This is a genomic window from Pedobacter rhizosphaerae (assembly GCF_900111155.1).
In the GTDB taxonomy this organism is placed as follows: Bacteria; Bacteroidota; Bacteroidia; order Sphingobacteriales; family Sphingobacteriaceae; genus Pedobacter; species Pedobacter rhizosphaerae.
In genome coordinates this window covers 42,120-62,523 of record NZ_FOGG01000021.1, presented here as the reverse complement: position 1 = coordinate 62,523, position 20,404 = coordinate 42,120, and the positions used below count along the sequence as shown (strand labels likewise).

14 protein-coding genes are annotated in these 20,404 nt (G+C 39.4%); 3 read left to right on the top strand and 11 right to left on the bottom strand.

All coding sequences use genetic code 11. The features are described from left to right. Positions 1 to 77: 77 nt before the first annotated feature. From uxaC to BMX11_RS16355, 7 genes are all read right to left on the bottom strand, one after another. Entirely contained in the window at positions 78 to 1,478 is a 1,401-nt protein-coding gene (gene uxaC, locus BMX11_RS16385; RefSeq protein ID WP_090886199.1) for a glucuronate isomerase, read from the bottom strand. Positions 1,479 to 1,610: 132 nt separating this feature from the next. Beyond that, positions 1,611 to 3,257, bottom strand: coding sequence for a UxaA family hydrolase (locus tag BMX11_RS16380; RefSeq protein ID WP_090886197.1), 1,647 nt, complete (start codon positions 3,255 to 3,257; stop codon positions 1,611 to 1,613). Between the two features lies 1 nt (position 3,258). Then, on the bottom strand, positions 3,259 to 4,770 hold the full coding sequence (locus BMX11_RS16375; RefSeq protein WP_090886195.1) for a tagaturonate reductase: 1,512 nt from the start codon (positions 4,768 to 4,770) through the stop codon (positions 3,259 to 3,261). Between the two features lie 79 nt (positions 4,771 to 4,849). Next, positions 4,850 to 5,866: a pectate lyase gene (gene pelA / locus BMX11_RS16370; protein ID WP_090886193.1), complete on the bottom strand. Its 1,017-nt coding sequence runs from the start codon at positions 5,864 to 5,866 to the stop codon at positions 4,850 to 4,852. 4 nt (positions 5,867 to 5,870) lie between these two features. Next, positions 5,871 to 7,802, bottom strand: coding sequence for a glycoside hydrolase family 88 protein (locus BMX11_RS16365; RefSeq protein WP_090886191.1), 1,932 nt, complete (start codon positions 7,800 to 7,802; stop codon positions 5,871 to 5,873). A gap of 5 nt (positions 7,803 to 7,807) precedes the next feature. Continuing rightward, positions 7,808 to 9,478 carry a glycoside hydrolase family 28 protein gene (locus BMX11_RS16360; RefSeq protein ID WP_090886189.1) on the bottom strand — a complete coding sequence of 557 codons (1,671 nt, stop codon included), beginning with the start codon at positions 9,476 to 9,478 and terminating at the stop codon, positions 7,808 to 7,810. Positions 9,479 to 9,620: 142 nt separating this feature from the next. After that, on the bottom strand, positions 9,621 to 10,592 hold the full coding sequence (locus BMX11_RS16355; protein ID WP_090886187.1) for a pectinesterase family protein: 972 nt from the start codon (positions 10,590 to 10,592) through the stop codon (positions 9,621 to 9,623). A 259-nt stretch (positions 10,593 to 10,851) separates the two neighbouring features. Here BMX11_RS16355 and BMX11_RS16350 point away from each other — a divergent pair, with 259 nt between their 5' ends. Continuing rightward, positions 10,852 to 12,486 carry a glycoside hydrolase family 43 protein gene (locus BMX11_RS16350; protein ID WP_090886185.1) on the top strand — a complete coding sequence of 545 codons (1,635 nt, stop codon included), beginning with the start codon at positions 10,852 to 10,854 and terminating at the stop codon, positions 12,484 to 12,486. Positions 12,487 to 12,680: 194 nt separating this feature from the next. Continuing rightward, a complete protein-coding gene (locus BMX11_RS16345; protein ID WP_090886183.1) occupies positions 12,681 to 13,475 on the top strand; it encodes a rhamnogalacturonan acetylesterase in 795 nt (264 codons plus the stop codon). Positions 13,476 to 13,613: 138 nt separating this feature from the next. Here BMX11_RS16345 and BMX11_RS16340 read toward each other — a convergent pair whose 3' ends face one another. The 3 genes from BMX11_RS16340 to BMX11_RS16330 form a co-directional block, all read right to left on the bottom strand. Beyond that, positions 13,614 to 14,048 carry a carboxymuconolactone decarboxylase family protein gene (locus tag BMX11_RS16340; protein WP_090886181.1) on the bottom strand — a complete coding sequence of 145 codons (435 nt, stop codon included), beginning with the start codon at positions 14,046 to 14,048 and terminating at the stop codon, positions 13,614 to 13,616. 674 nt (positions 14,049 to 14,722) lie between these two features. After that, positions 14,723 to 16,120 (bottom strand): histidine--tRNA ligase, encoded by a 1,398-nt coding sequence (hisS, locus tag BMX11_RS16335; protein ID WP_090886179.1) that lies wholly within the window; start codon positions 16,118 to 16,120, stop codon positions 14,723 to 14,725. 190 nt (positions 16,121 to 16,310) lie between these two features. Then, positions 16,311 to 16,871 (bottom strand): DUF1543 domain-containing protein, encoded by a 561-nt coding sequence (locus tag BMX11_RS16330; protein ID WP_090886177.1) that lies wholly within the window; start codon positions 16,869 to 16,871, stop codon positions 16,311 to 16,313. A 133-nt stretch (positions 16,872 to 17,004) separates the two neighbouring features. Here BMX11_RS16330 and BMX11_RS16325 point away from each other — a divergent pair, with 133 nt between their 5' ends. Beyond that, positions 17,005 to 17,679: a hypothetical protein gene (locus BMX11_RS16325; protein ID WP_090886175.1), complete on the top strand. Its 675-nt coding sequence runs from the start codon at positions 17,005 to 17,007 to the stop codon at positions 17,677 to 17,679. Between the two features lie 320 nt (positions 17,680 to 17,999). Here BMX11_RS16325 and BMX11_RS16320 read toward each other — a convergent pair whose 3' ends face one another. Further along, positions 18,000 to 20,156, bottom strand: coding sequence for a carboxy terminal-processing peptidase (locus tag BMX11_RS16320; RefSeq protein WP_394332679.1), 2,157 nt, complete (start codon positions 20,154 to 20,156; stop codon positions 18,000 to 18,002). Between the last annotated feature and the right edge of the window lie 248 nt (positions 20,157 to 20,404).

The window sequence follows — 20,404 nt, the reverse complement described above, 5'->3', positions numbered from 1 at the left end:
GCAACTGTAGAAAAAAGTAAGGAAAACGTTTGAAATGATTTAGTTCTAACTTTTTCCTTACTTAAGCCTTATTTTGGTTAAAATTTAAAGTAATTCTTGGCGTTAAAGTACGAAATATCTTGCACTATTTTGCCAACCCATTCTAAGTCGTTAGGTATTTCTCCATTCTCAATATCTTCTCCGAATAGGTTACAAACAATTCTTCTGAAGTATTCATGACGTGGGAAAGACAGGAAACTACGCGAATCGGTGAGCATCCCTACCAGGCGGCTTAACAAGCCCATGTTTGATAAAGCATTTAATTGTTTAATCATGCCGTCTTTTTGATCTAAAAACCACCAGGCAGAACCAAACTGTACTTTTCCCGCTACCGAACCATCATTGAAGTTTCCAATCATGGTGGCAATAAGTTCATTATCGGCAGGGTTAAGGTTATAAAGGATCGTTTTAGCCAATTTATCCTGGTTATCTAAGCGGTTTAAGAATTTAGATAACATCCTGGCCTGACTAAAATCTCCGATTGAATCCCAACCTGTATCAGGGCCTAGCTGACGCAACATTCGAGCATTGTTATTGCGTAAAGCACCTAAGTGATATTGCTGAACCCAGCCTTTTTCATGATCCCATTCTGCAAAATAAACCAACATTGCCGATTTAAATTTGAGGTTTTCTTCATAAGAAATACCTTGTTTGCTGCGGATTTTTCCAAAAATAGAAACGATTTCCTGCTCGGTGTAATCTTCGGCATAAATTTGCTCTAAACCGTGATCGGAAACTGAACACCCGTTTTCTGCAAAATAGTCGTGGCGACTTTTTAATGCATCAATATAATCCTGAAAAGTACTGATGGTTTTATCCACAACACTTTCTAATTTATTGATGTAATCGTTTAGCCCCTCAATGTCATCGCTATTCATCGCTTTATCTGGACGGAAGGCAGGCAACATTTTCAAATTAGCGCCTTCACGTGCCAGTTGCTGGTGGAAATTTAAGCTATCTAAAGGATCATCTGTAGTACAAACGGCCTCCACATTCATTTTTGCCAATAAACCACGAACAGAAAACTCTGGGGTTTGAAGTTTCGCCGAACATTCATCATAGATTTTTTGGGCAGTTTTACCCGAAAGCAAATCTGTAATGCCAAAATAGCGTTGTAATTCTAAATGTGTCCAGTGATATAAAGGGTTACGCAAAGTAAAAGGAACCGTTTCAGCCCACTTTTCGAATTTTTCGTAATCAGAACCTGCGCCTGTGATGTATTTTTCATTCACCCCGTTTGCCCTCATGGCTCTCCATTTGTAATGATCGCCGGCAAGCCAAACCTGACTGATATTTTCAAATTGGGTGTTGTTGGCAATCTGCTCAGGGATCAGGTGATTATGGTAATCGATAATAGGTAATGATTTGGCAAAGTTGTGATACAGGTGCTCTGCTGTTTTACTTTGCAAAAGAAAATTTTCGTCTAAAAAAGATTTCATGCGATGATGAGGTGTGAGATATGAAATGGTTTAAGATCATATCTGGTTAATATTTTATTTTTTAATGGAGGTCGGTATTTACCAGGCCTCCTTTGATTTACAGACTTAGGGCTCAAGACTCCCGACTTAGGACTACAGACTAACGCCCCTTTTCCAGGGAATGAAGTCATCTTGATTTAGCAATACTGCTTTAGGTGTAACCTCACCGCTGGCAGCTTTAATGCAATATTCTAAGATATCTTCACCCATTTCTTCAATTGTTTTTTCGCCTTCGATAACTGGACCACAGTTAATGTCGATGATATCGCCCATGCGTTTGGTTAATGCATTGTTGGTAGCCACTTTGATAGTAGGGCATACCGGATTTCCGGTTGGAGTGCCTAAACCAGTAGTAAATAGAATCAGGGTTGCTCCTGATGCAGCTTTACCTGTTGTTGCTTCTACATCGTTTCCTGGCGTACAAACCAGGTTTAATCCCGCTTTTGTTGCCGGTTCTGTATAGTCTAAAACATCTTCAACTGGTGATGTACCTCCTTTTTTGGCGGCTCCGGTGCTTTTAATCGCGTCGGTAATTAAACCATCCTTAATGTTTCCTGGTGAAGGGTTCATGTAAAAACCAGATCCGGCATTTTCTGCGGCATTGCTGTAAGCCGTCATTAACTGGATGAATTTACGTGCTGCGGTTTCATCTTTCGTACGATCGATTAACTGTTGCTCTGCGCCACATAGCTCAGGGAATTCGGCCAATAGAACCGTTCCGCCAAGTGCCACCAATAAATCTGAGGTATAACCTACTGCCGGATTAGCGCTAATACCGCTAAAACCATCACTTCCACCACATTTTACACCCAATACCAATTTGCTGATTGGGGCAGGCTGACGCTCAATTTTATTGATTTCTGTTAAGCCGATGAAGGTTTTTCTAATCGCTTCTTTAATCAGTTGTTCTTCGCTTTGCGATTGTTGTTGTTCAAAAATGAATAACGGCTTGTCGAAGTTTGGGCTACGGTGTTTCAAGTCCTCCATAAAATCATGAACTTGAAGGTTTTGACAACCCAGGCTTAATACGGTAACTCCGGCAACGTTTGGATGATCGGCATATGCAGCCAATAGCTTGCTTAAAACTGCCGCATCCTGGCGCGTTCCACCACATCCACCCTGATGGTTTAAAAACTTAATTCCATCAACGTTTTTGAAAATTCGATTGGCTGCAGGATTAGCTTGTCCGATGCTGCTGGTTTCAGCCTCTTCGAGGTTTTCGCCATGTTTATAGGCTTCAACCAGATGATGTGCATATGTTTTATACTTATCCGTTACTGCATACCCTAATTCATTATGTAAGGCTTCTCTGATAACGTCCAAATTCCTGTTTTCACAGAATACCGTAGGGATAAATAACCAATAATTGGCAGTTCCTACGCGACCATCATTGCGGACATAACCATTGAACGTACGCCCTTCAAATTTCGAAACATCAGGTGCGTGCCACTCATAATGATAAGGACGGAATTCATAAGGTTCAGAAGCATGTTTAGTATTTTCTGTATCCATTAAGCCACCTTTAGGGATAAAATGCTGTGCTTTACCCACCAATACACCATACATGATAATTGGATCGCCAACATTCATATCCTGCATGAAAAACTTATGCTTGGCATGGATGTTATCCGTTAACACATACTCATGTCCATCATAAATAACGGTTTCTCCCTTTGTCAAATCTTGTAAAGCAACAAGGACATTATCGTTTGGATGGATCTTTAAAATTCTAGTAATCATTTTAAGCTGTTCTTTCTGAATGCAAGTTACTTAAAGTTTCTTTTGCACCCTTTTTTTGTAATAATTCTACGTAAGATTTTACCGAGGCATTAAATCCAGGGTAGTTATTCAGGTTTTTGTCCCAAAGTCTTCTATCACCCAGTGTACTGTCTACAACCGTTTCTGGATTTTTCCAGTAGCTGTGTAGGATTTCAGCAAATTCGTCGTCTACCGGGTAGGTTTTTCCATTGGCACTGGCCGTGTACGTTTCTCCATCTTTATTCACGTTCATGAATACGATATAGGCCGCAACGCCTAATGCAGTTAATTGAGGTACGTCATTTTTTAAAGCATAGTACTTTCTAATCAAAGGCATGTTGCGCATTTGCAATTTTGAAGTATAATTCAGCGTTATGGCTTTCCATTGGTGTTCTAAAGATGGATTACTAAATCTATCGATTACACTTTTAGCAAAACTTAAGGCCTCTTCATAGGTAATATCTTCATTTACTACTGCCGGAGCAATTTCTTCTTGAATCAACTTTAAGATGTGATTAGAGAAATCCTGATCAGCCATAGCCTCTTTTACCGTATTGAATCCAGCTAAAATGGCTAAACCGCAGGTAATGGTATGTGTTCCATTTAACAGGCGAAGTTTTAGCTCTTTAAATTTATCTATCGATGGAACAATGAAAATACCTTTATCGGCAGCTGCAAAAGACAAAACTTCTTTAACTTTCTCACTCGATGACTCAATAGCCCAAAGTCTGAACGGTTCGGCCATAATCATTAATTCATCGCTATAGCCTAATTCAGCTTCGATTTGCTTTTGCTCCGCTTCTGGTAACTTACCGGGAACAATTCTGTCTACCAGTGTTTTGCAGAAATGGTTAGCCGATTTTAACCATTGTTCAAAATCCCAACCCAATTTATTCTGGATGGCTAAATCCAATAAAATATCCTTTAATTTATCTGCATTATCGCTGATCAATTCGGTAGGCACAATCACCATTCCGCTTTCGGCAGATCCCTTAAAGGCTTTATACCTTTCATGTAAGAAGGCCAAAAGCTTACCAGGATAAGATTGTGGTGGTGTATCTGTAATTTTATCTTCGCTTTTAACAATGCCTACTTCGGTGGTGTTCGAAATTACGATCTGCATTTCAGGCTGATGTGCAGCTTTTAAAATTTCTGCCCAATCTTGCGATGCTGATAGTACACGGCTAATTGAAGCGTTGATGCTGTTTTCTGCCACATTTAACCCATCTTCAATACCTTTTACGCAAAGGGTGTAAAGATTATCCTGCTTTGAAAAGGCATCGGCTCCACCTTTTGAAGTAGATTTTACGACTAAAATACGACCGTTAAAAATCCCTTTCTGATTGGCTTTGTCAATAAAATAATCTGGTAAACCACGTAATAAAACACCGGTTCCAAATTGGATCACTTTCTCTGGTAAGGCCAGAATTTCAGCAGTAGGTTTCGTAACCTTTTCGCTGCTGATGTTTTTTAAATTTTCTTCGTTTAAAATCATGTTAGTGTTATTTAATCACTTAATTCCCAATGGGAGGAGCGTGATTTATATTTTTGTCTCTAAAGAACTGTTGATGTTGTTATTTAATTCCGTTGGCTGCTAACCATTTTGGGTATTCCTTTTCAATTAATTTTTGCCCCCAGTTACCGTACCAGGCATAGCCGCTCCTGCGTTCAGGGCTCAGTTCTTCCAGCTTTGATTTAATGCTATTGTCTCTGTCGCCGAAAATGGGAACGTTCTTATCTATGTCGTAAAAGCGTGCCCAGGTCATACTTGTATTATCGGGCACCAATGCAGCAACTTTACCCTTTTCTCTATCGAAGCGATAACCCGCTATTTTGTAAGTGTCGAACCATTTTAAAGCCGCTGAGATGGCATTCTTTACTTCCGCAGATGGTTTTTTAATGCCCATTAAAAAGCGAACAATGCCAGCCGATTCACTTGTTGCCAATGATGCGGGCTCAAACGCTCTGGCCTTAGCGGGAAGCAGGGTATCTTTATCATATTGGGCGGCCCAAATACTGAGTATGCCATTTTGTTTCACCTGAGTTTTTAAAATGCAGTCTATTCCTTTAGCCACTGCCTTTTCTGCTTGAGGTATGTACGCCGGGCTTACTACTTCGAAATCATTTTTTTGGGTTACAATGTTTTGAAGGATATTGAGCACGTTGATCATGGCATCGTCATTGTAAGTAATCTCTGAGCGATACAATGACTTATCGGGATAGTATTGCGGCCAGCCACCATTAGGGTACTGTGCTGCTAAAATGAAATCCAAACCTTTTTCTGCGGCCTTCAGGTAGTTTTTATTCTGGGTCTTTTTATAGGCCGAAACCAAATAAACAATTTCCCTGCTGGTTGCCTTGTTATCAAATGTGGCGTGTAAATCTTTGGTTGCTTTTACTTTTGCCAAAAGCGCTGGCGTTAAGGTAGCACCGTAATTTACCACACTCTTATCTTCTAATTGTTTAGGCCAGCCACCGTTTCCCAACTGGTAAATCAACATTTTCTCGGCAGTAGAATCTGTTGGCTGCTGTGCATAGCATGAAGCTATTAAACCGCAGCAAATAATGGTGACTAATGTTTTTATCCTCATGGCTTTATTTCTTAGCAGGAACTTGTTTAATCAGCCAGTTCACTAAATCATTGGTGGCTTTGAAGTTTTCAAAGTCGGCCGGTAATTTTCTACCATCTATATACTCATTGTAAAACCATGGATCGCCAACGGCGAAAACAGTTCCCTTGCCATATTTCGCTGTGGCAATAATCACATCCCCATTATCAGTTAAGGCAGAAACTGCAGGTGTTTTAGCCACAAGGGTAGAGATTTCTTTGATGTAGACTTTTTTAGCGGTTTTGAAAATGCTGTTTCCAGCAGGGATTTTGATGGCACCCTGTTCAAAGTTAGCGCCCTGAACCCTGTTGCGGCTATCTTCATTAAAATGGATGCCAAATGTTTCTGGCAGCACATTGAACTTAGCGATTTCACAATTGCCGGCATCATTTAACAAAAGCACTAAAACACCGCCAGCTTTTACCCATTCTGCAATTTGTTTAGCATGCCCGGCATTCATAAAGTTTGGATTTGCCGTTTCTTTCTCCGTATCTGGATCAACAATAATATAGATGTTACTTCCTTTTAAATTAGCAGTTGTAGGTGCAGATTTAAGCGTTGCCGTTTTAACACCTGCATCGTTAAAAATCTTGCCAAATAGAGAAAAACCATTGTTGTCATCTTCTTCCCATACGTAATGGAAAGGGATTTTATCTCCGGTAGGGCCAGTGATGTATTCGTTATTGAAGAAATTGTCTACCGTAACCGTTAACCCCTTACCCGTTTTAGGTAATGCCGCGATTTCCATTTCAGATGCCGCACAAATAAATGATCCAACACCTTTTGGGTCGTTGGTTATTACTTTTTCACTGATATAATATTCAAAACTTCCATCACGATATTTAGGCTTACCACCTAATCCTGAAACAGAAACCGTTTTGGTGAGGTTAATGCGATCTGTGCCTGCAGCCTCCACAAATTCTTTCTTCAATCCGGCAAAGCCTTTATTAGCGGCAGCCATAAAACTTGGAGCTAAGTATCCTTTTCGTACACCCTTCGCCAACCCATAAACGAACATGCTCGAGGCAGAACTTTCGAGGTAATTCCCTTTTTTAGTTGGCATATCTAAAATGTCGAACCAAACACCTGATTTGGGATCCTGATATTTTACGGTAGCAGTTGCCGTACGGTTTAAAATGGCAATAAGTTCTGCTCTTTTAGGGTGGTTTGCAGGGAAATTATCTAAAACATCTACCAGGGCCATAATGTACCAGCCCATTGCTCTTCCCCAAAAATTTGGAGATTTACCAGTAGTTTTATCCGCCCATTTCTCTGCTCTGCTCTCGTCATAACCATGATAAAGCAAACCCGTTTTAGCATCACGGGAAACTTGCTCCATGAGGATAAACTGCTTGGCAATGTCATCAAAGGCTTCGTCCTTTTTCATCAATTTGGCATATTCCGCGTAAAAAGGCTCGCCCATGTAAAGTCCATCCAACCACATTTGGTTAGGATAGATTTTTTTATGCCAAAATCCTCCGGCTTTAGTCCGGGGCTGGTTTTGCAATTGATTGTACAAGTGTGTTGCCGCAGCTAAATATTTGGCTTGTCCGGTAACTTTATACAAAAGCAATAACGAGCGGCCATTTTTAACGTTGTCGATGTTAAAATCCTCAGGTTTGTACGTTCTGATATTTCCTTCCTTATCAACGTACGTATCCATAGCGTTTTGGATGTATTTAAAATACTTGCCGTCGCCGGTGTTTCGCCAAACAACCGCTGCACCTTCCAGCACAACGCCCATATCGTATGTCCATTTGGGACCTTTCGCATCTTTAAGCGCCGTGGTATCCTGAAACAAGGTTTCCATTGCAGTTAAGGTTAATTGCTCGGAAAGCTTTTTTTGTGCAAACCCGCTTTGCGATAGTATCGCTAGGCCTACTGTTGCTATTGTTGTATATAGAAATGATCTCTTCATGTTCGTTATTTTGAAATCTCTAAGGCATTTTTTACTACACCTTCACTAATATTTGATGCTTTTTTAGCTTTCGAGGTATCTGTACCCGAAATCTTTACCCCTTTTGTTTTATCCCCGTTAATATCGAACAACAATTCTGCCCCATTTTTATACTGCAGGTTATTTATGTTAATGTTATTGCCATTCTGAATGTGTACAACCGGATTGGTATCCTCGGTAATCACGTTCACATTTTTCAATGAAATACCCGAAGCTTCTATAATTTCAATTCCTTTTTTAGATTGGATCGTTACGTTTTCTAAACTGATGTTTTTGATATTCATTTCAGGTAGTCCTCTAAAAAAGATTGCTTTTTCAGCCCCATTGGCTACCACATCTTTAATAACAAAGTTTCTGAACTGCGGTGTGGCCTCGGTAACCGGAACGGTAACCGTTTTAATGGCTTCGCGTTTTTCGCCAGCCAAAGGAACCGGATCAAGAGCAGCGTAGTACATATCAAATAAAATAGCTTCACCAGGAATATCAATCATGTTGATGTTATTGATATAAATGTTTTCTACAATTCCGCCACGGCCACGGGTAGTTTTAAATCGCAAACCAATATCTGTACCGATAAAGGAACAATCGTATACCCAGATGTTTTTTGCCCCACCGCTCATTTCACTTCCAATAACAAAGCCACCATGCGCATGGTAAACAATGTTGTTTCTAACAATTACATTTTCTGTCGGAACACCGCGTTTACGGCCTGCCTCATCTCTTCCTGATTTTATACAGATCCCATCATCGCCTACATCAAAAGTGCTGCCCTCTATCAATACATTTTTGCAAGATTCTACATCCACACCATCGCCATTCTGGGCATACCACGGATTTTTTACCTGAAGATTTCTTAGGGTCAAATCCTGGCAAAGTAAAGGATGAAGGTTCCATGCAGGAGAGTTTTGAAAAGTAACACCTTCTAAAAGAATTCTCTTACAGTTGGTTAATACCACTAAGTTCGGACGAAGATAATCCTTAATGTCTTCATAATCAGCTGCGGTTTTTCCAGGTTGAATTACGCCGGCATTCTTGGTGTTAGCACCTTTTACGGTTTTGGCCGATGGATACCACATTTTTCCATCTGCCCTTACCTGGCCACCAGAAGCAACGAGTTTATTCCATTGCGTTTCTGTTAGTTTATCTCGCTTTACCATTCTCCAGGCTCCACCGTTTCCATCAATAATTCCTGTTCCGGTAATGGCTATATTTTCCAGGTTGGCACCAGATATCGGACTTTGATTTCTCCAGGCTGGTTGTCCTTCCCAGTTGCCCTCTACTAACTTATATTGATTAAAATCTGCAGTAAATTGAAGAATTGCATCTCGTTTCAAATGCAGGTTTACGTTGCTCTTTAACTCGATAGGGCCTGTAAGCCATAATCCGGAAGGGATTAGCACTACGCCACCACCTTTTTGACTTACTGCTGCTATGGTTTTATTAATGGCTTGGGTATTTAAAAAAACACCATCAGCTTTTGCGCCATAGCTGGCAATACTGGTTGTATCGTTTTTAAATTTAACCTGCTGGATAATGGGTAAGCTCTGGTTTTGAGCCATAGCTATTGTTGTAAACGACAGAATCAGACCGGTGAGAGCTGTTTTTATGTGGCGTAAACCTTTAGGAAAATGTTTCATTAGCTGCAACTGTTAAATAATATTTGGTTATTGTAATAACAAGTGTACGGCCTTTGAGGGTAAAACAGAAGAGAAATCTATGCAATCGTTGCCAAAGAAATGGTGCTTTAAAATAGGTTTTGTCTATTTAAGTTGTTTATTGTCAGTTATTTGCTGTTTGTTTGGCTTCTGGATTCCATCCACGGAAAACGTTTTCCAAAATATAAGTTTGGTATTCATCAGTTGTGAGCTGATGAGACCAACTTACCCTTTTATCAGTTTGTGCACCTTTGCCAGTGCTCTTATATTCAGCGTAATAAGCTGTTTTTTCATTGCTTTCTTTACCCCAGTTGTGCCAGCCTTCTGCTCTGATCAGTGCAGGTAATTCGCAATTTAAAAAAGCAACTTTGGCATATGGTCGCCAGGGCCTGCCCAGGTAGAAACTGTTATCAGGCGCATTACCTTTAACCTTACATTGGTTAAAAACATAACCATATTTGGTGGTATCGGCTGTTGAAGCGGCAGTGATATAGCCTCCTTTTTTACAAAAAATAGTACAGTTTTCGAACCAGGCAGTAGAAGCGCCAAAGATAAAATCCACAGTTCCCTCTATATAGCAGTTCTTATAATATTGACGATTATTCCCGCCGTATGTGTAAAGCGTATCTTGAAAACCTAAAAACCTGCAATTATTAAATGTGAGCTTGTCGCCACCAGCCCAAACCGCAACAGCTTGCCCTACCGGACCAGAAGAATTTTCAAAAGTGATGTTTTCCGCAGAAAAGCCTTCTCCATAAATAAAGAAGCTGGATGATCCTGAAGTGCCTTTTTCTTCACCAAAGGCATTTTTCTTTTGTGCATAATCATCATAGGTCAGAACGGTTTCATTAAGACTTTCTCCTATCAGCTTAACGTGATGTTTAGATGCAGCCAATATCAGCTTCTCTTTATAAATACCTTTTTTAATAAATATAATGGTTTCCTTTTTCCTGAAATCGGGTACAGCATTGATCGCTTCCTGAACGGTTTTGAAATTTCCGCTGCCATCTGCAGCAACAATGAAATCTGGCTTACTGTGAATGGCATTTGCAGAGAAGCAAACAGCAGTTAACAGGAGGAAGAATAAGGTTTTCATCTGCAATTTGGTTAGGTGTTAAAAAAAATAGGCTACGTAATGGGGGTATTATCCAAGCGCAGCCGTATTCTAAAACTAAATATATATGACGAGCAATTTTAAACATTATTTATCATGAAAGATGAGTTTCGATCAGATAAAAAACCGCAAACGATGACGGGAACGATTGCATAATCTTTTGTTGTGCGCCCCAAAAAAAAGAGCTAATCTTGTTTATAACCAAATATTTGACCGTTTAAACTGGTCTGATAGCTACACAATGAAAAAAAATATCCTTACGTTAAGCATTGGCCTGCTTACCCTATCCGGTTTTGCACAACAAACAGTACCAACTTCATATATTTCTAAAGTTTGGGTAGCCGATCAGGGAAATGGAACCTATAAAAACCCGGTAATTAATGCCGATTATTCTGATCCGGATGCGATAAGGGTTGGGGAAGACTTCTACCTCATTGCCTCTAGTTTTGATGCCGTACCGGGATTACCTATTCTCCATTCTAAAGATTTGGTGAACTGGAAAATTATTGGTCATGCATTAAAGAGACAACCTCCATTTGAGCATTTCGAGAAAACGCAACATGGCAATGGCGTTTGGGCTCCATCTATTCGTTTCCGAAACGGAGAATTTTATATTTATTACCCTGATCCGGATTTTGGCATCTATCTTACTAAAGCCAAAACGATTACCGGCGAATGGTCGAAACCCGAATTGGTAATTGCCGGTAAGGGATTAATTGATCCTTGTCCGTTTTGGGATGAGGATAACAAAGCTTACCTCGCTTACGCCTATGCAGGAAGCAGGGCAGGCATTAAAAGTGTTTTGGCAGTAATGCCCCTTACCAATGACGGTTCTAAAGCAACTGAAACAGGAAGGATTGTATATGATGGACATGAACTAGATCCTACTATTGAAGGGCCTAAGTTTTATAAGCGAAATGGCTATTATTATTTGTTTGCTCCTGCCGGAGGAGTTTCAACAGGCTGGCAATTAATTTTAAGAAGCAAGAATATTTACGGCCCTTATGAACGGCGGGTAGCCATGGATGAAGGAAAATCTGGTGTTAACGGGCCGCATCAGGGTGCCTGGGTAAATACACCAACAGGCGAAGACTGGTTCTTACACTTTCAGGATAAGGATGCTTACGGTCGTGTGGTGCATTTGCAACCGATGAAATGGGTAAACGATTGGCCGGTTATAGGTATAGATAAAGATGGAGATGGGAAAGGAGAGCCTGTGTTTACTTACAAAAAGCCCAATGTGGGCAAAAGCTATCCCATAAGTACACCAGTAGAGAGTGATGAATTTAGTACAGCAAAACTGGGCTTACAATGGCAATGGCAAGCCAATCCTCAGCCTACCTGGCTTTTTACCGATGCCGCTAACGGCCTGTTAAAATTATATACGGCTAAAATTCCCGATGAGGCTAAGAACCTGTGGGATGTGCCGGCCTTGCTGATGCAAAAGTTTCCTGCCGACGAATTTACGGCCAGCACGAAGGTAACTTTTAAACCAAATCTCAAACTCGAAAACGAACAAACAGGATTAGTAGTGATGGGAAGAAGCTATGCGCAAATAAGTTTGAAGAGTAAAAAAGACGGCCTTTACATTGTTTATGGGGTTTGCCAGAGTGCCGATAAAGGCAAAGCAGAGAATTTGAAGGAGCTGGTAAAGCTAAAATCAGGTACCGTCTATTTTCGTGTTAAAGTACTAAATGGTTCCAGGTGTCAATTTGCTTATAGCGAAGATGGAATAAACTTTACCAATGTAGGAGAGGCCTTTCAAGCTACGGCGGGGCAATGGATTGGAGCTAAAGTGGGGCTGTTTGCGATTCGCGATACACAGACCAACGATTCGGGGATTGCGGAATATGACTGGTTCAGGATATCGTTGTAAGGTTAATTTGAAAAGTTTTATCCACAATTTCTGTTTCCCATAAAAAGGATATTCACATACAGCGTGGATAAGTTAATCATTAATGGATAAATGCTAACATGATATTGAGGGTAATTAACAAGGTTGTTTAAGATATTAACATAAACAGGCTGGTTATTAACAGGTGGAAGGCGGTAATTAACAATTTAAAAGTTATGACTAAAAGGAAAGTAATATTCACGATTGCAGGATTAGTAACAACGCTCCTCCTGTCGTTCGTTTTAAAACCAAAACCGATCAAGGTTTACCTGATTGGTGATTCTACTGTTGCCGACTATAGTTTGGAGCGTGATTACAATAAGAAGAGATATCCGCTTATGGGTTGGGGGCAAGTGCTTCAACCTTTGTTGCATCACGAAAGTTTAAAAAATTTAAAGCCTTTAATTAAAGGAGATAGTGCTGTTGTTTTAGATAGAGCCAAAGGCGGTAGAAGTACCAGAAGCTTTTTTGAAGAAGGCCGTTGGAAACCCATTTTAGATACTTTAGAGAAAAATGATCTGGTGCTCATTCAATTTGGACATAATGATGCTGCAAAGGATAAACCAGATCGATATGTAGATGTTCCGGGGTACAAAGACTTTTTAAGGATGTATGTAAAAGAAAGTAGAGGAAAAGGTGCTATTCCGATATTAATTACCCCTGTAACGAGAAATTATCCATGGAAAAATGGGCAGTTAGGCAGCGCACATGGCGAATACCCGCAGGCAGTAAAGGATGTAGCTAAGGAATTAAACGTTCCATTAATAGATCTTACTGCAATTTCAGCAGAATCTTTTAGTAAAAAGGGACAAGATTATGTTACCCGGCATTATTTCATGAATCTGGATTCTGCAAAATATGAAGCCTATCCAAAGGGACAGCAAGATAATACCCATTTTCAGCCAGAAGGCGCCAGGGCGGTTGCCAGATTGGTTTACAACGAAATGAAGAAAATAGTTATTTTAAAATGATAGAATGAGTGAATGATTGAGTTTTGAATGTGAATAGCTGGCCTGTCACTCACTTATTCTCTAATTCTATCATTCAATCACTCATTCACTCATTCAATCATTCTCTCACTCACTAATTCACTCATTGAATAATTCCAACTACCCCACAATAGTTTTAGAAGTAATGGCAATTCTGTTCCAGGCATTGATGGTTACAATGGCCATAATAATCTGTGCAAGTTCCTTTTCATTAAAGAAACCAGCAGCTTTTTGGTAAGTAGCATCAGAAACGTGGTTGGCAATTAGTGTTACTTCTTCGGTTAAGGCAATCACTGCCTGCTCTTTTTCTGTAAATAAATTCGTTTCTCTCCAGGCACTTAATAAATATAAGCGTTGTTCAGTTTCCCCAATTTTACGGGCATCTGCCGAATGCATGTTCAAGCAAAAAGCACAGCCATTAATTTGCGATGCACGCATTTTGATGAGTTCCAACAGGATTGGATCAACTTTACTGGTAGATAGATATTTTTCTAAGCCAAACATAGCCTGATAGGCAGCTGGTTCTACTTCTTGGATGTTTATTCTGTTTTCCATGTCTTTTGTATTTTGATTACGATGTAAAGTTCCGCATCATCGAGATCAAAAAACTTAAACTAGTTTAAGAAATGGAGCTTGTTAACCAGGAAGCGTATTTTTTTTCACCATTTAAGTCATTTAAGAAAATATAAGTGATGTTGATTTATGCCCCGTGACCCGCAACCCATAACTCGCAACCTATAACCAATCTAGCCGTATTGCAGGTAGTGTGGCGGGGGTGGTTCTTAAGATGTCCTCACATGTCTTATATGAAAAAAAATTTAACCTATTTTTTTTCACCATATAAGCCATTTAAGAAATATAAGGAATGTTGGTTTATACGCCATGGCTCATAACCCATAACCCGCAACCCATAACCAATTGAGCCGTATTGCAGGTAGTGTGGCGGGGGTGGTTTCTTAAGATGTCCTCACATGTCTTATATGGTAAAAATTTTTAACCTATTTTTTTTCACCATATAAGCCATTTAAGAAATATTGGTTTATACGCCATGGCTCATAACCCATAACCCGCAACCCATAACCAATCGAGCCGTATTGCAGGTAGTGTGGCGGGGGTGGTTCTTAAAATGTACTCACATGACTTATATGGTAAAAATTTTTAAGCTATTTTTTTTCACCATCTGTGGTTCTTAATATGTGCTTACATGGTAAAAACTTAACCCGCTATAGTTATGCTCCTTTCAACAAATCCAGAATACCTAAAACGCTTAGTTTCTTCTGTTCACCGCTCTGCATATCTTTTAAAGTAAGTTCGCCGCTGGCCATTTCATCTCCACCAACTAAAACTACATAGGGAATTTTCTTAGCATCGGCATAGGCCATTTGCTTTTTCAGCTTTGCAGCCGATGGATATAATTCTGCGGCTATTCCAGCATTTCTTAACTGTTGAAGAACAGGAAGGGCGTATTTCTCTGCTTCGGCATCGAAGTTACTAATTAACACTTTTGTGCCAATTTCAGTAGCCGTTGGGAAAAGATCAAGTTCTTCCAGTACATCGTAAATGCGGTCGGCACCAAATGAAACTCCAACGCCAGTTAAATCCTTCAAGCCAAACATACCGGTTAAATCGTCGTAACGACCACCTCCACCAATGCTGCCCATGGCTACCTCATTGGTTTTAACCTCAAAAATACATCCGGTGTAGTAGTTTAGCCCGCGCGCTAAAGTAATATCAAGTTCTAGCTTCGCCGTTAATGGTAAGCTGTAGGCAATCAGGCTTTCTACATATTCAAAAACCTGTTCAATTTCTGCAATGCCTTTTAAGCCTGTTTCAGATTGTGCCAGTACTGTTTTTAAACTGGCTAACTTTTCGGTATTCGATCCCTCCAATAAAATAACAGGACGAAGTTTTTCCAGGTCTGCTTCAGTAAAACCACGTTCTAATAATTCTTTGCTTACCCCATCCAATCCGATTTTATCCAGTTTATCAATGGCTACCGTCATGTCAATGATCAGTTCAGGTTTACCAATAATTTCGGCAATGCCAGATAGAATTTTTCTATTATTGATTTTGATGCTGAAATCTTTTAATCCGAGATTAGATAAAGCTTCGTTGTAGATTAAAATAAATTCAGCCTCATTTAATAAGCTTGCCGAACCTACTACATCAACATCACATTGATAAAATTCGCGGTAACGACCTTTTTGAGGGCGATCTGCACGCCAAACCGGTTGAACCTGGAAACGCTTAAAAGGTAAAGTAATTTCATTTTGGTGCATTACCACGTAACGTGCAAAAGGAACAGTTAAATCGTAGCGTAAAGCTTTTTCAGAAATCATCGGAATAAGCTTGTTGCTGTTTTCTTCAGCTGCAAAATCAAAATCTTTCTTTTTTGGATCTTTTAAAAATTCTCCACTATTTAATATTTTGAAGATCAATTTATCGCCCTCATCGCCATATTTTCCTGTTAGCGTAGAAAGGTTTTCAAAACTTGGTGTCTGAATTTCAGCATAGCCATATTTTTTGAAAACTGTTTTAATGGTATCGTAGATAAAATTGCGTTTTACCATTTCTACTGGAGTAAAATCGCGTGTACCTTTTGCTAATGAGGGTTTGATAACTGACATAGCGGCAAAAGTACAAAAATGTTTAGAAATTGTTTTTTTAACAATATGAGGCTACCTCATACTTATTGTTCCATTCTAATCTGTTGCGTTGAGCCTGTCGAGATGCGCTAAAATACTCAATCTGGTCTTTCGACAACTGGCCTCGATTTAACTCCCGGAATAAAAGGCTCGCTTGGCGGAAACTGCAGGCCTATTTAATATTTCTTAAAGGAAGATAACCCAAATGAATTTCATCTGCTATCATTTGATTGGCAGGCATTAGTTTAAGTTTGAATTGTTTCCGGGTTTGCTTGCTTAAAATATCCTCAATTTCGAAAACATCGTCTACATCTACACCATACTTATCATCGATATGAGAAACTGCTCCCTTGAAACCATTATGGAGGTAAAATGCAGATTCTTTTGCCCGCTTAATGGCAGTAGCTTTATCATGGGTAACCAGAAGCATTTTATAGTGAGGCTCATCAAATTCATCAGGCCGGTAGCCGCCAAGATTAAGAAAGAACAGGCTTTGTTCGTTCTCCCGTTGAGCCGTAGCAGAGACAATCTCCACCTTATAATCGTCAACATAATTCACCTCTCTCCAGGCATCAATATGCAGTTTATCTTTGGCTTCGGGCCAAAAGGCATGGAGCTCGGGAATAAGATTTTTTAAATTCAGGGCGATGCCAAAAAATATATCGTGCTGCTCTGTGTGGCGACCTTTGGGTTTACAGCCCAGCATCAGCATAAAAAGTTTATATTTTTCCATGTTAGTTTAATGTTATACGAAAGTCGCTAACTTTTTACGTAAAAATATGCCTTAGGATTGTTAATTTATCAACGCTTTGAAGTAGTGGGCAAATATTAAAAATTACCGAACGTTTTAAAATTAATAGTGTTTTATGCAGAATCCTCCAGATGGTGGCACCATGTACACCGAAACCAATCTCAGCCAGTTTTTTCCAGAGCCGCTAAATGCCATAACCAGTTGTTTCTTTTTGGCTATTGCAGTATTCTGGACCATTAAATTGCGTGGTGATTTTAAGCAGCATACTTTTTTAACTGCCGCCCTGGTATTGCTTTATATTGGCGGAATTGGTGGTACAACTTACCACAGCTTAAGGCGTTGGCCCATTTTTATTTTGATGGATTGGATGCCTATTATGCTCTTATGCCTTTCTGCAGGGGTTTATTTTTTAGCAAAAATTACAAAGTGGTATTACGCAGTTCTGATTGTGGTTGTTTATGCTATTTTTCAGTTTTTCATCAGGAGACTTTTTTCTAACGGAGATTTTCAAATCTTTATTAATATTAACTATGCTTTTATGGCTTCGTTGGTTCTGTTTCCTGTATTTGGTTTTCTTGTTAAAACCGATTGGAATAATGGCAAATGGGTAGGTTTTGCATTGGTATCCTTTGTTTTTGCCCTTACTTTTAGAATTGCAGATAAGTGGGGAATCCTCACTATGGGCACTCATTTTCTGTGGCATACGTTTGGTGCTATAGCCTCCTTTTGTATGCTTAATTTTATTTATTTGATAAATGCCAGAAAAGTAAATGTGAGCACTAAAAAGTAGACTGCATGCAACCTTGATTACTAAAAAGTCCGAGGTCCGAGGTCGGGGGTCCGAAGCCTTGGTGCCTAAAGCAAATCGCCAAGCATACTTAGGTGCCTTAGGTGGTTAAAACTGCCAGTCTTGGTACTTGCTACTAAATACTTGCTACTAAATTGTCGGGTTCCGAAGCCTATGGTGCTTAAAGCAAATCGCCAAGCATACTTAGGTGCCTTAGGTGGTTAAACCGGCGAGTCTTGATACTTGCTACTATATACTTGATACTAAAAAAACGAGCCCCGAAGAAATGAATCATCGGGGCTCGTTTTTTATCTAGGGGTCAATTAAAATGCCGTACCCAGGTTCATTACATAATTGCCTGATTGCTGCATAAAATCTCCCATTACTTTAAGCGATTCATCCTCTATAAAATCAAAGGAATCCTGTTTAGTAATTTTCTCTCCTTTTTTGATTGCCGGTAAACCTCGTAATGCTCTCAATTCATTTTGACGTGCCAGAGATTTGGCTTCTTGTTCATCGCGTTCTGCCTTTAATTTGTTTTCATTTAAAGTAACAGATACTTCTGCATCACGTTTTTTAAGGTCGGCTATATCTTGTTTTAGGTATTTGAAATCTAATGAGTTTCCGATGCGTTGTTCACTATTTTTAATAAGGCCGGCCTTAACCGCAGCTAAATTGGCTACTGGTTTAAAGTTCGACGTTGGAATCACATCCCAAGGAAGCGCAGAAGGTTCTGTATCTTCCCCAATTTTATCTAATGGATAAAGCGATGGGAAAACCACATCTGGAGTAACTCCTTTATGTTGTGTACTGCTACCTGCAACACGATAGAATTTCGCCATCGTTAAATTAATTTGTCCCAGGTTAATATCTGCCGGGTTAGCCGAACTAGGGGCGGTACCTGCAGTTTTGTTTTTTGTAATTAAACCCGCAACACGTTGTAGCATGCTTGGATTAACCAATTTATTTAAATCGATTGATGATTGTACGGTTCCTTTACCATAGGTTTGGGTACCCATTACAATACCACGGCCATAATCTTGAATTGCACCAGCAAAAATCTCAGAAGCAGAAGCACTTAAACGGTCTACAATTACCCCAAACGGTCCGTCCCAGGCAACTCCAGCATTCTCATCCTCATCCACTTCAATTTTACCGCGTAAATCTTTTACCTGAACTACAGGGCCTTTATCGATGAATAAGCCTGTTAATGAAATGGCTTCAACCAAAGAACCACCACCATTGCTACGTAAATCCATCACGATGGCATCAACCTTATCAAAAGTTTTTAAAGAATCGATTAACTTTCTTACATCACGGGTGGTACTCTTGTAATTTTTATCGCCAGCATTAGCCGCTTTAAAATCTGCATAGAAAGCAGGTAAAGAGATTACACCGATTTTATAATTTTTACCGTTGGTACTAATGGTTTTTACTTTTTTCTTAGCCGACTGATCTTCCAAAATAATTTTCTCACGAACCAGTTCAATAATTACTGGTTTAGATGACATCTCTTTGCCTACCGGGATCACTTTTAAGCGAACTTTAGTTCCTTTTGGCCCTTTGATCTTGGTTACGGTAACATCTAGTCTCCAGCCCACTACATCAACAAATTCTCCATCACCTTGTGCTACTGCGATAATTTTATCTCCGGCACTTAATTGTTTTCCTTTAAAAGCTGGTCCTCCAGGTATAATTTCTGAAATTTTAACCACCTCATTTTCCAACTGTAAACGTGCGCCAATACCTTCAAATGAACGAGACATATCTTCATTAAATGCTACGGCATTACTTGGATTGAAATAATTGGTATGTGGATCAATAGATTCAGTAAATGCATCCATTAGAATCTGGAAAACATCTTGATTGTTTGCCTTTGACGTTTGAGACTGTAAATTCTGATAACGCTTGGTTAGGGTTTCAATATTTTTAGCGCCTGTGGTACCTGCTAGATTTAAATTAATCAGCTCATACTTTACACGCTTTTTCCAGGTATCATTTAATGCGGTTACCGAAGTAGCCCATGGCATTTTCTCTCTGTCGTAAACGTAGGTGTCATTCTGATTGAAATCGAACTTTGTCTTGATTTGTGCCAAAGAGTAAGTGAAATATTCGTTTAATCTTTTAGCATATACATTATAAATATAGAATGGACCACTTAAATCACCATTTTTAAAATCGTCATCCAGTGTATTTCTGTATTTTTCGAAGTCTTTAATGTCGGCAGCAACGAAATAGTTTCTACCAGGATCCAACGCTTTGATGTAGCGATCTAAAATCAAAGATGAAATAGAATCATTAATCTGTATTTTCTTGTAATTATAGCTTTCAATAAGGTTTACCACCTCCTTGATCACGAGCTGTTGCTGCTCATCTGGCTTGATATTGGTAACTCCATCAACTAGGGGTTGTGGCTTAGGTGCGGCATGACAAGCTAGTACTGCAGCAGTGAAAATTATCAAAAATATTCTCTTTAACATCTCTTTAAACAATTTAAAATCCATTTCTAATTCTATATAGCCAATATGGTACCATTTTATCGAAAAAACAAAAAAGAGACAGCAAAATTACCGTCTCTTTGTTAAATCGTATCAAATTTAGCTAAAAGCTTTCTATTAAGCAATTTATTGAAACAACGCTAACAAGATATTTTTGTTTTGAAGGAAGATGAAAAACAATGCATTTTGTTTTCCCAGTGACAGAATTCAGTAGACAGTTTTCAGTTGCC

Coding starts and splice junctions, on each gene's coding strand:
- uxaC (WP_090886199.1), bottom strand. CDS start 1,478: ATGAAATCTTTTTTAGACGAAAATTTTCTTTTGCAAAGTAAAACAGCA.
- BMX11_RS16380 (WP_090886197.1), bottom strand. CDS start 3,257: ATGATTACTAGAATTTTAAAGATCCATCCAAACGATAATGTCCTTGTT.
- BMX11_RS16375 (WP_090886195.1), bottom strand. CDS start 4,770: ATGATTTTAAACGAAGAAAATTTAAAAAACATCAGCAGCGAAAAGGTT.
- pelA (WP_090886193.1), bottom strand. CDS start 5,866: ATGAGGATAAAAACATTAGTCACCATTATTTGCTGCGGTTTAATAGCT.
- BMX11_RS16365 (WP_090886191.1), bottom strand. CDS start 7,802: ATGAAGAGATCATTTCTATATACAACAATAGCAACAGTAGGCCTAGCG.
- BMX11_RS16360 (WP_090886189.1), bottom strand. CDS start 9,478: ATGAAACATTTTCCTAAAGGTTTACGCCACATAAAAACAGCTCTCACC.
- BMX11_RS16355 (WP_090886187.1), bottom strand. CDS start 10,592: ATGAAAACCTTATTCTTCCTCCTGTTAACTGCTGTTTGCTTCTCTGCA.
- BMX11_RS16350 (WP_090886185.1), top strand. CDS start 10,852: ATGAAAAAAAATATCCTTACGTTAAGCATTGGCCTGCTTACCCTATCC.
- BMX11_RS16345 (WP_090886183.1), top strand. CDS start 12,681: ATGACTAAAAGGAAAGTAATATTCACGATTGCAGGATTAGTAACAACG.
- BMX11_RS16340 (WP_090886181.1), bottom strand. CDS start 14,048: ATGGAAAACAGAATAAACATCCAAGAAGTAGAACCAGCTGCCTATCAG.
- hisS (WP_090886179.1), bottom strand. CDS start 16,120: ATGTCAGTTATCAAACCCTCATTAGCAAAAGGTACACGCGATTTTACT.
- BMX11_RS16330 (WP_090886177.1), bottom strand. CDS start 16,871: ATGGAAAAATATAAACTTTTTATGCTGATGCTGGGCTGTAAACCCAAA.
- BMX11_RS16325 (WP_090886175.1), top strand. CDS start 17,005: ATGCAGAATCCTCCAGATGGTGGCACCATGTACACCGAAACCAATCTC.
- BMX11_RS16320 (WP_394332679.1), bottom strand. CDS start 20,156: ATGTTAAAGAGAATATTTTTGATAATTTTCACTGCTGCAGTACTAGCT.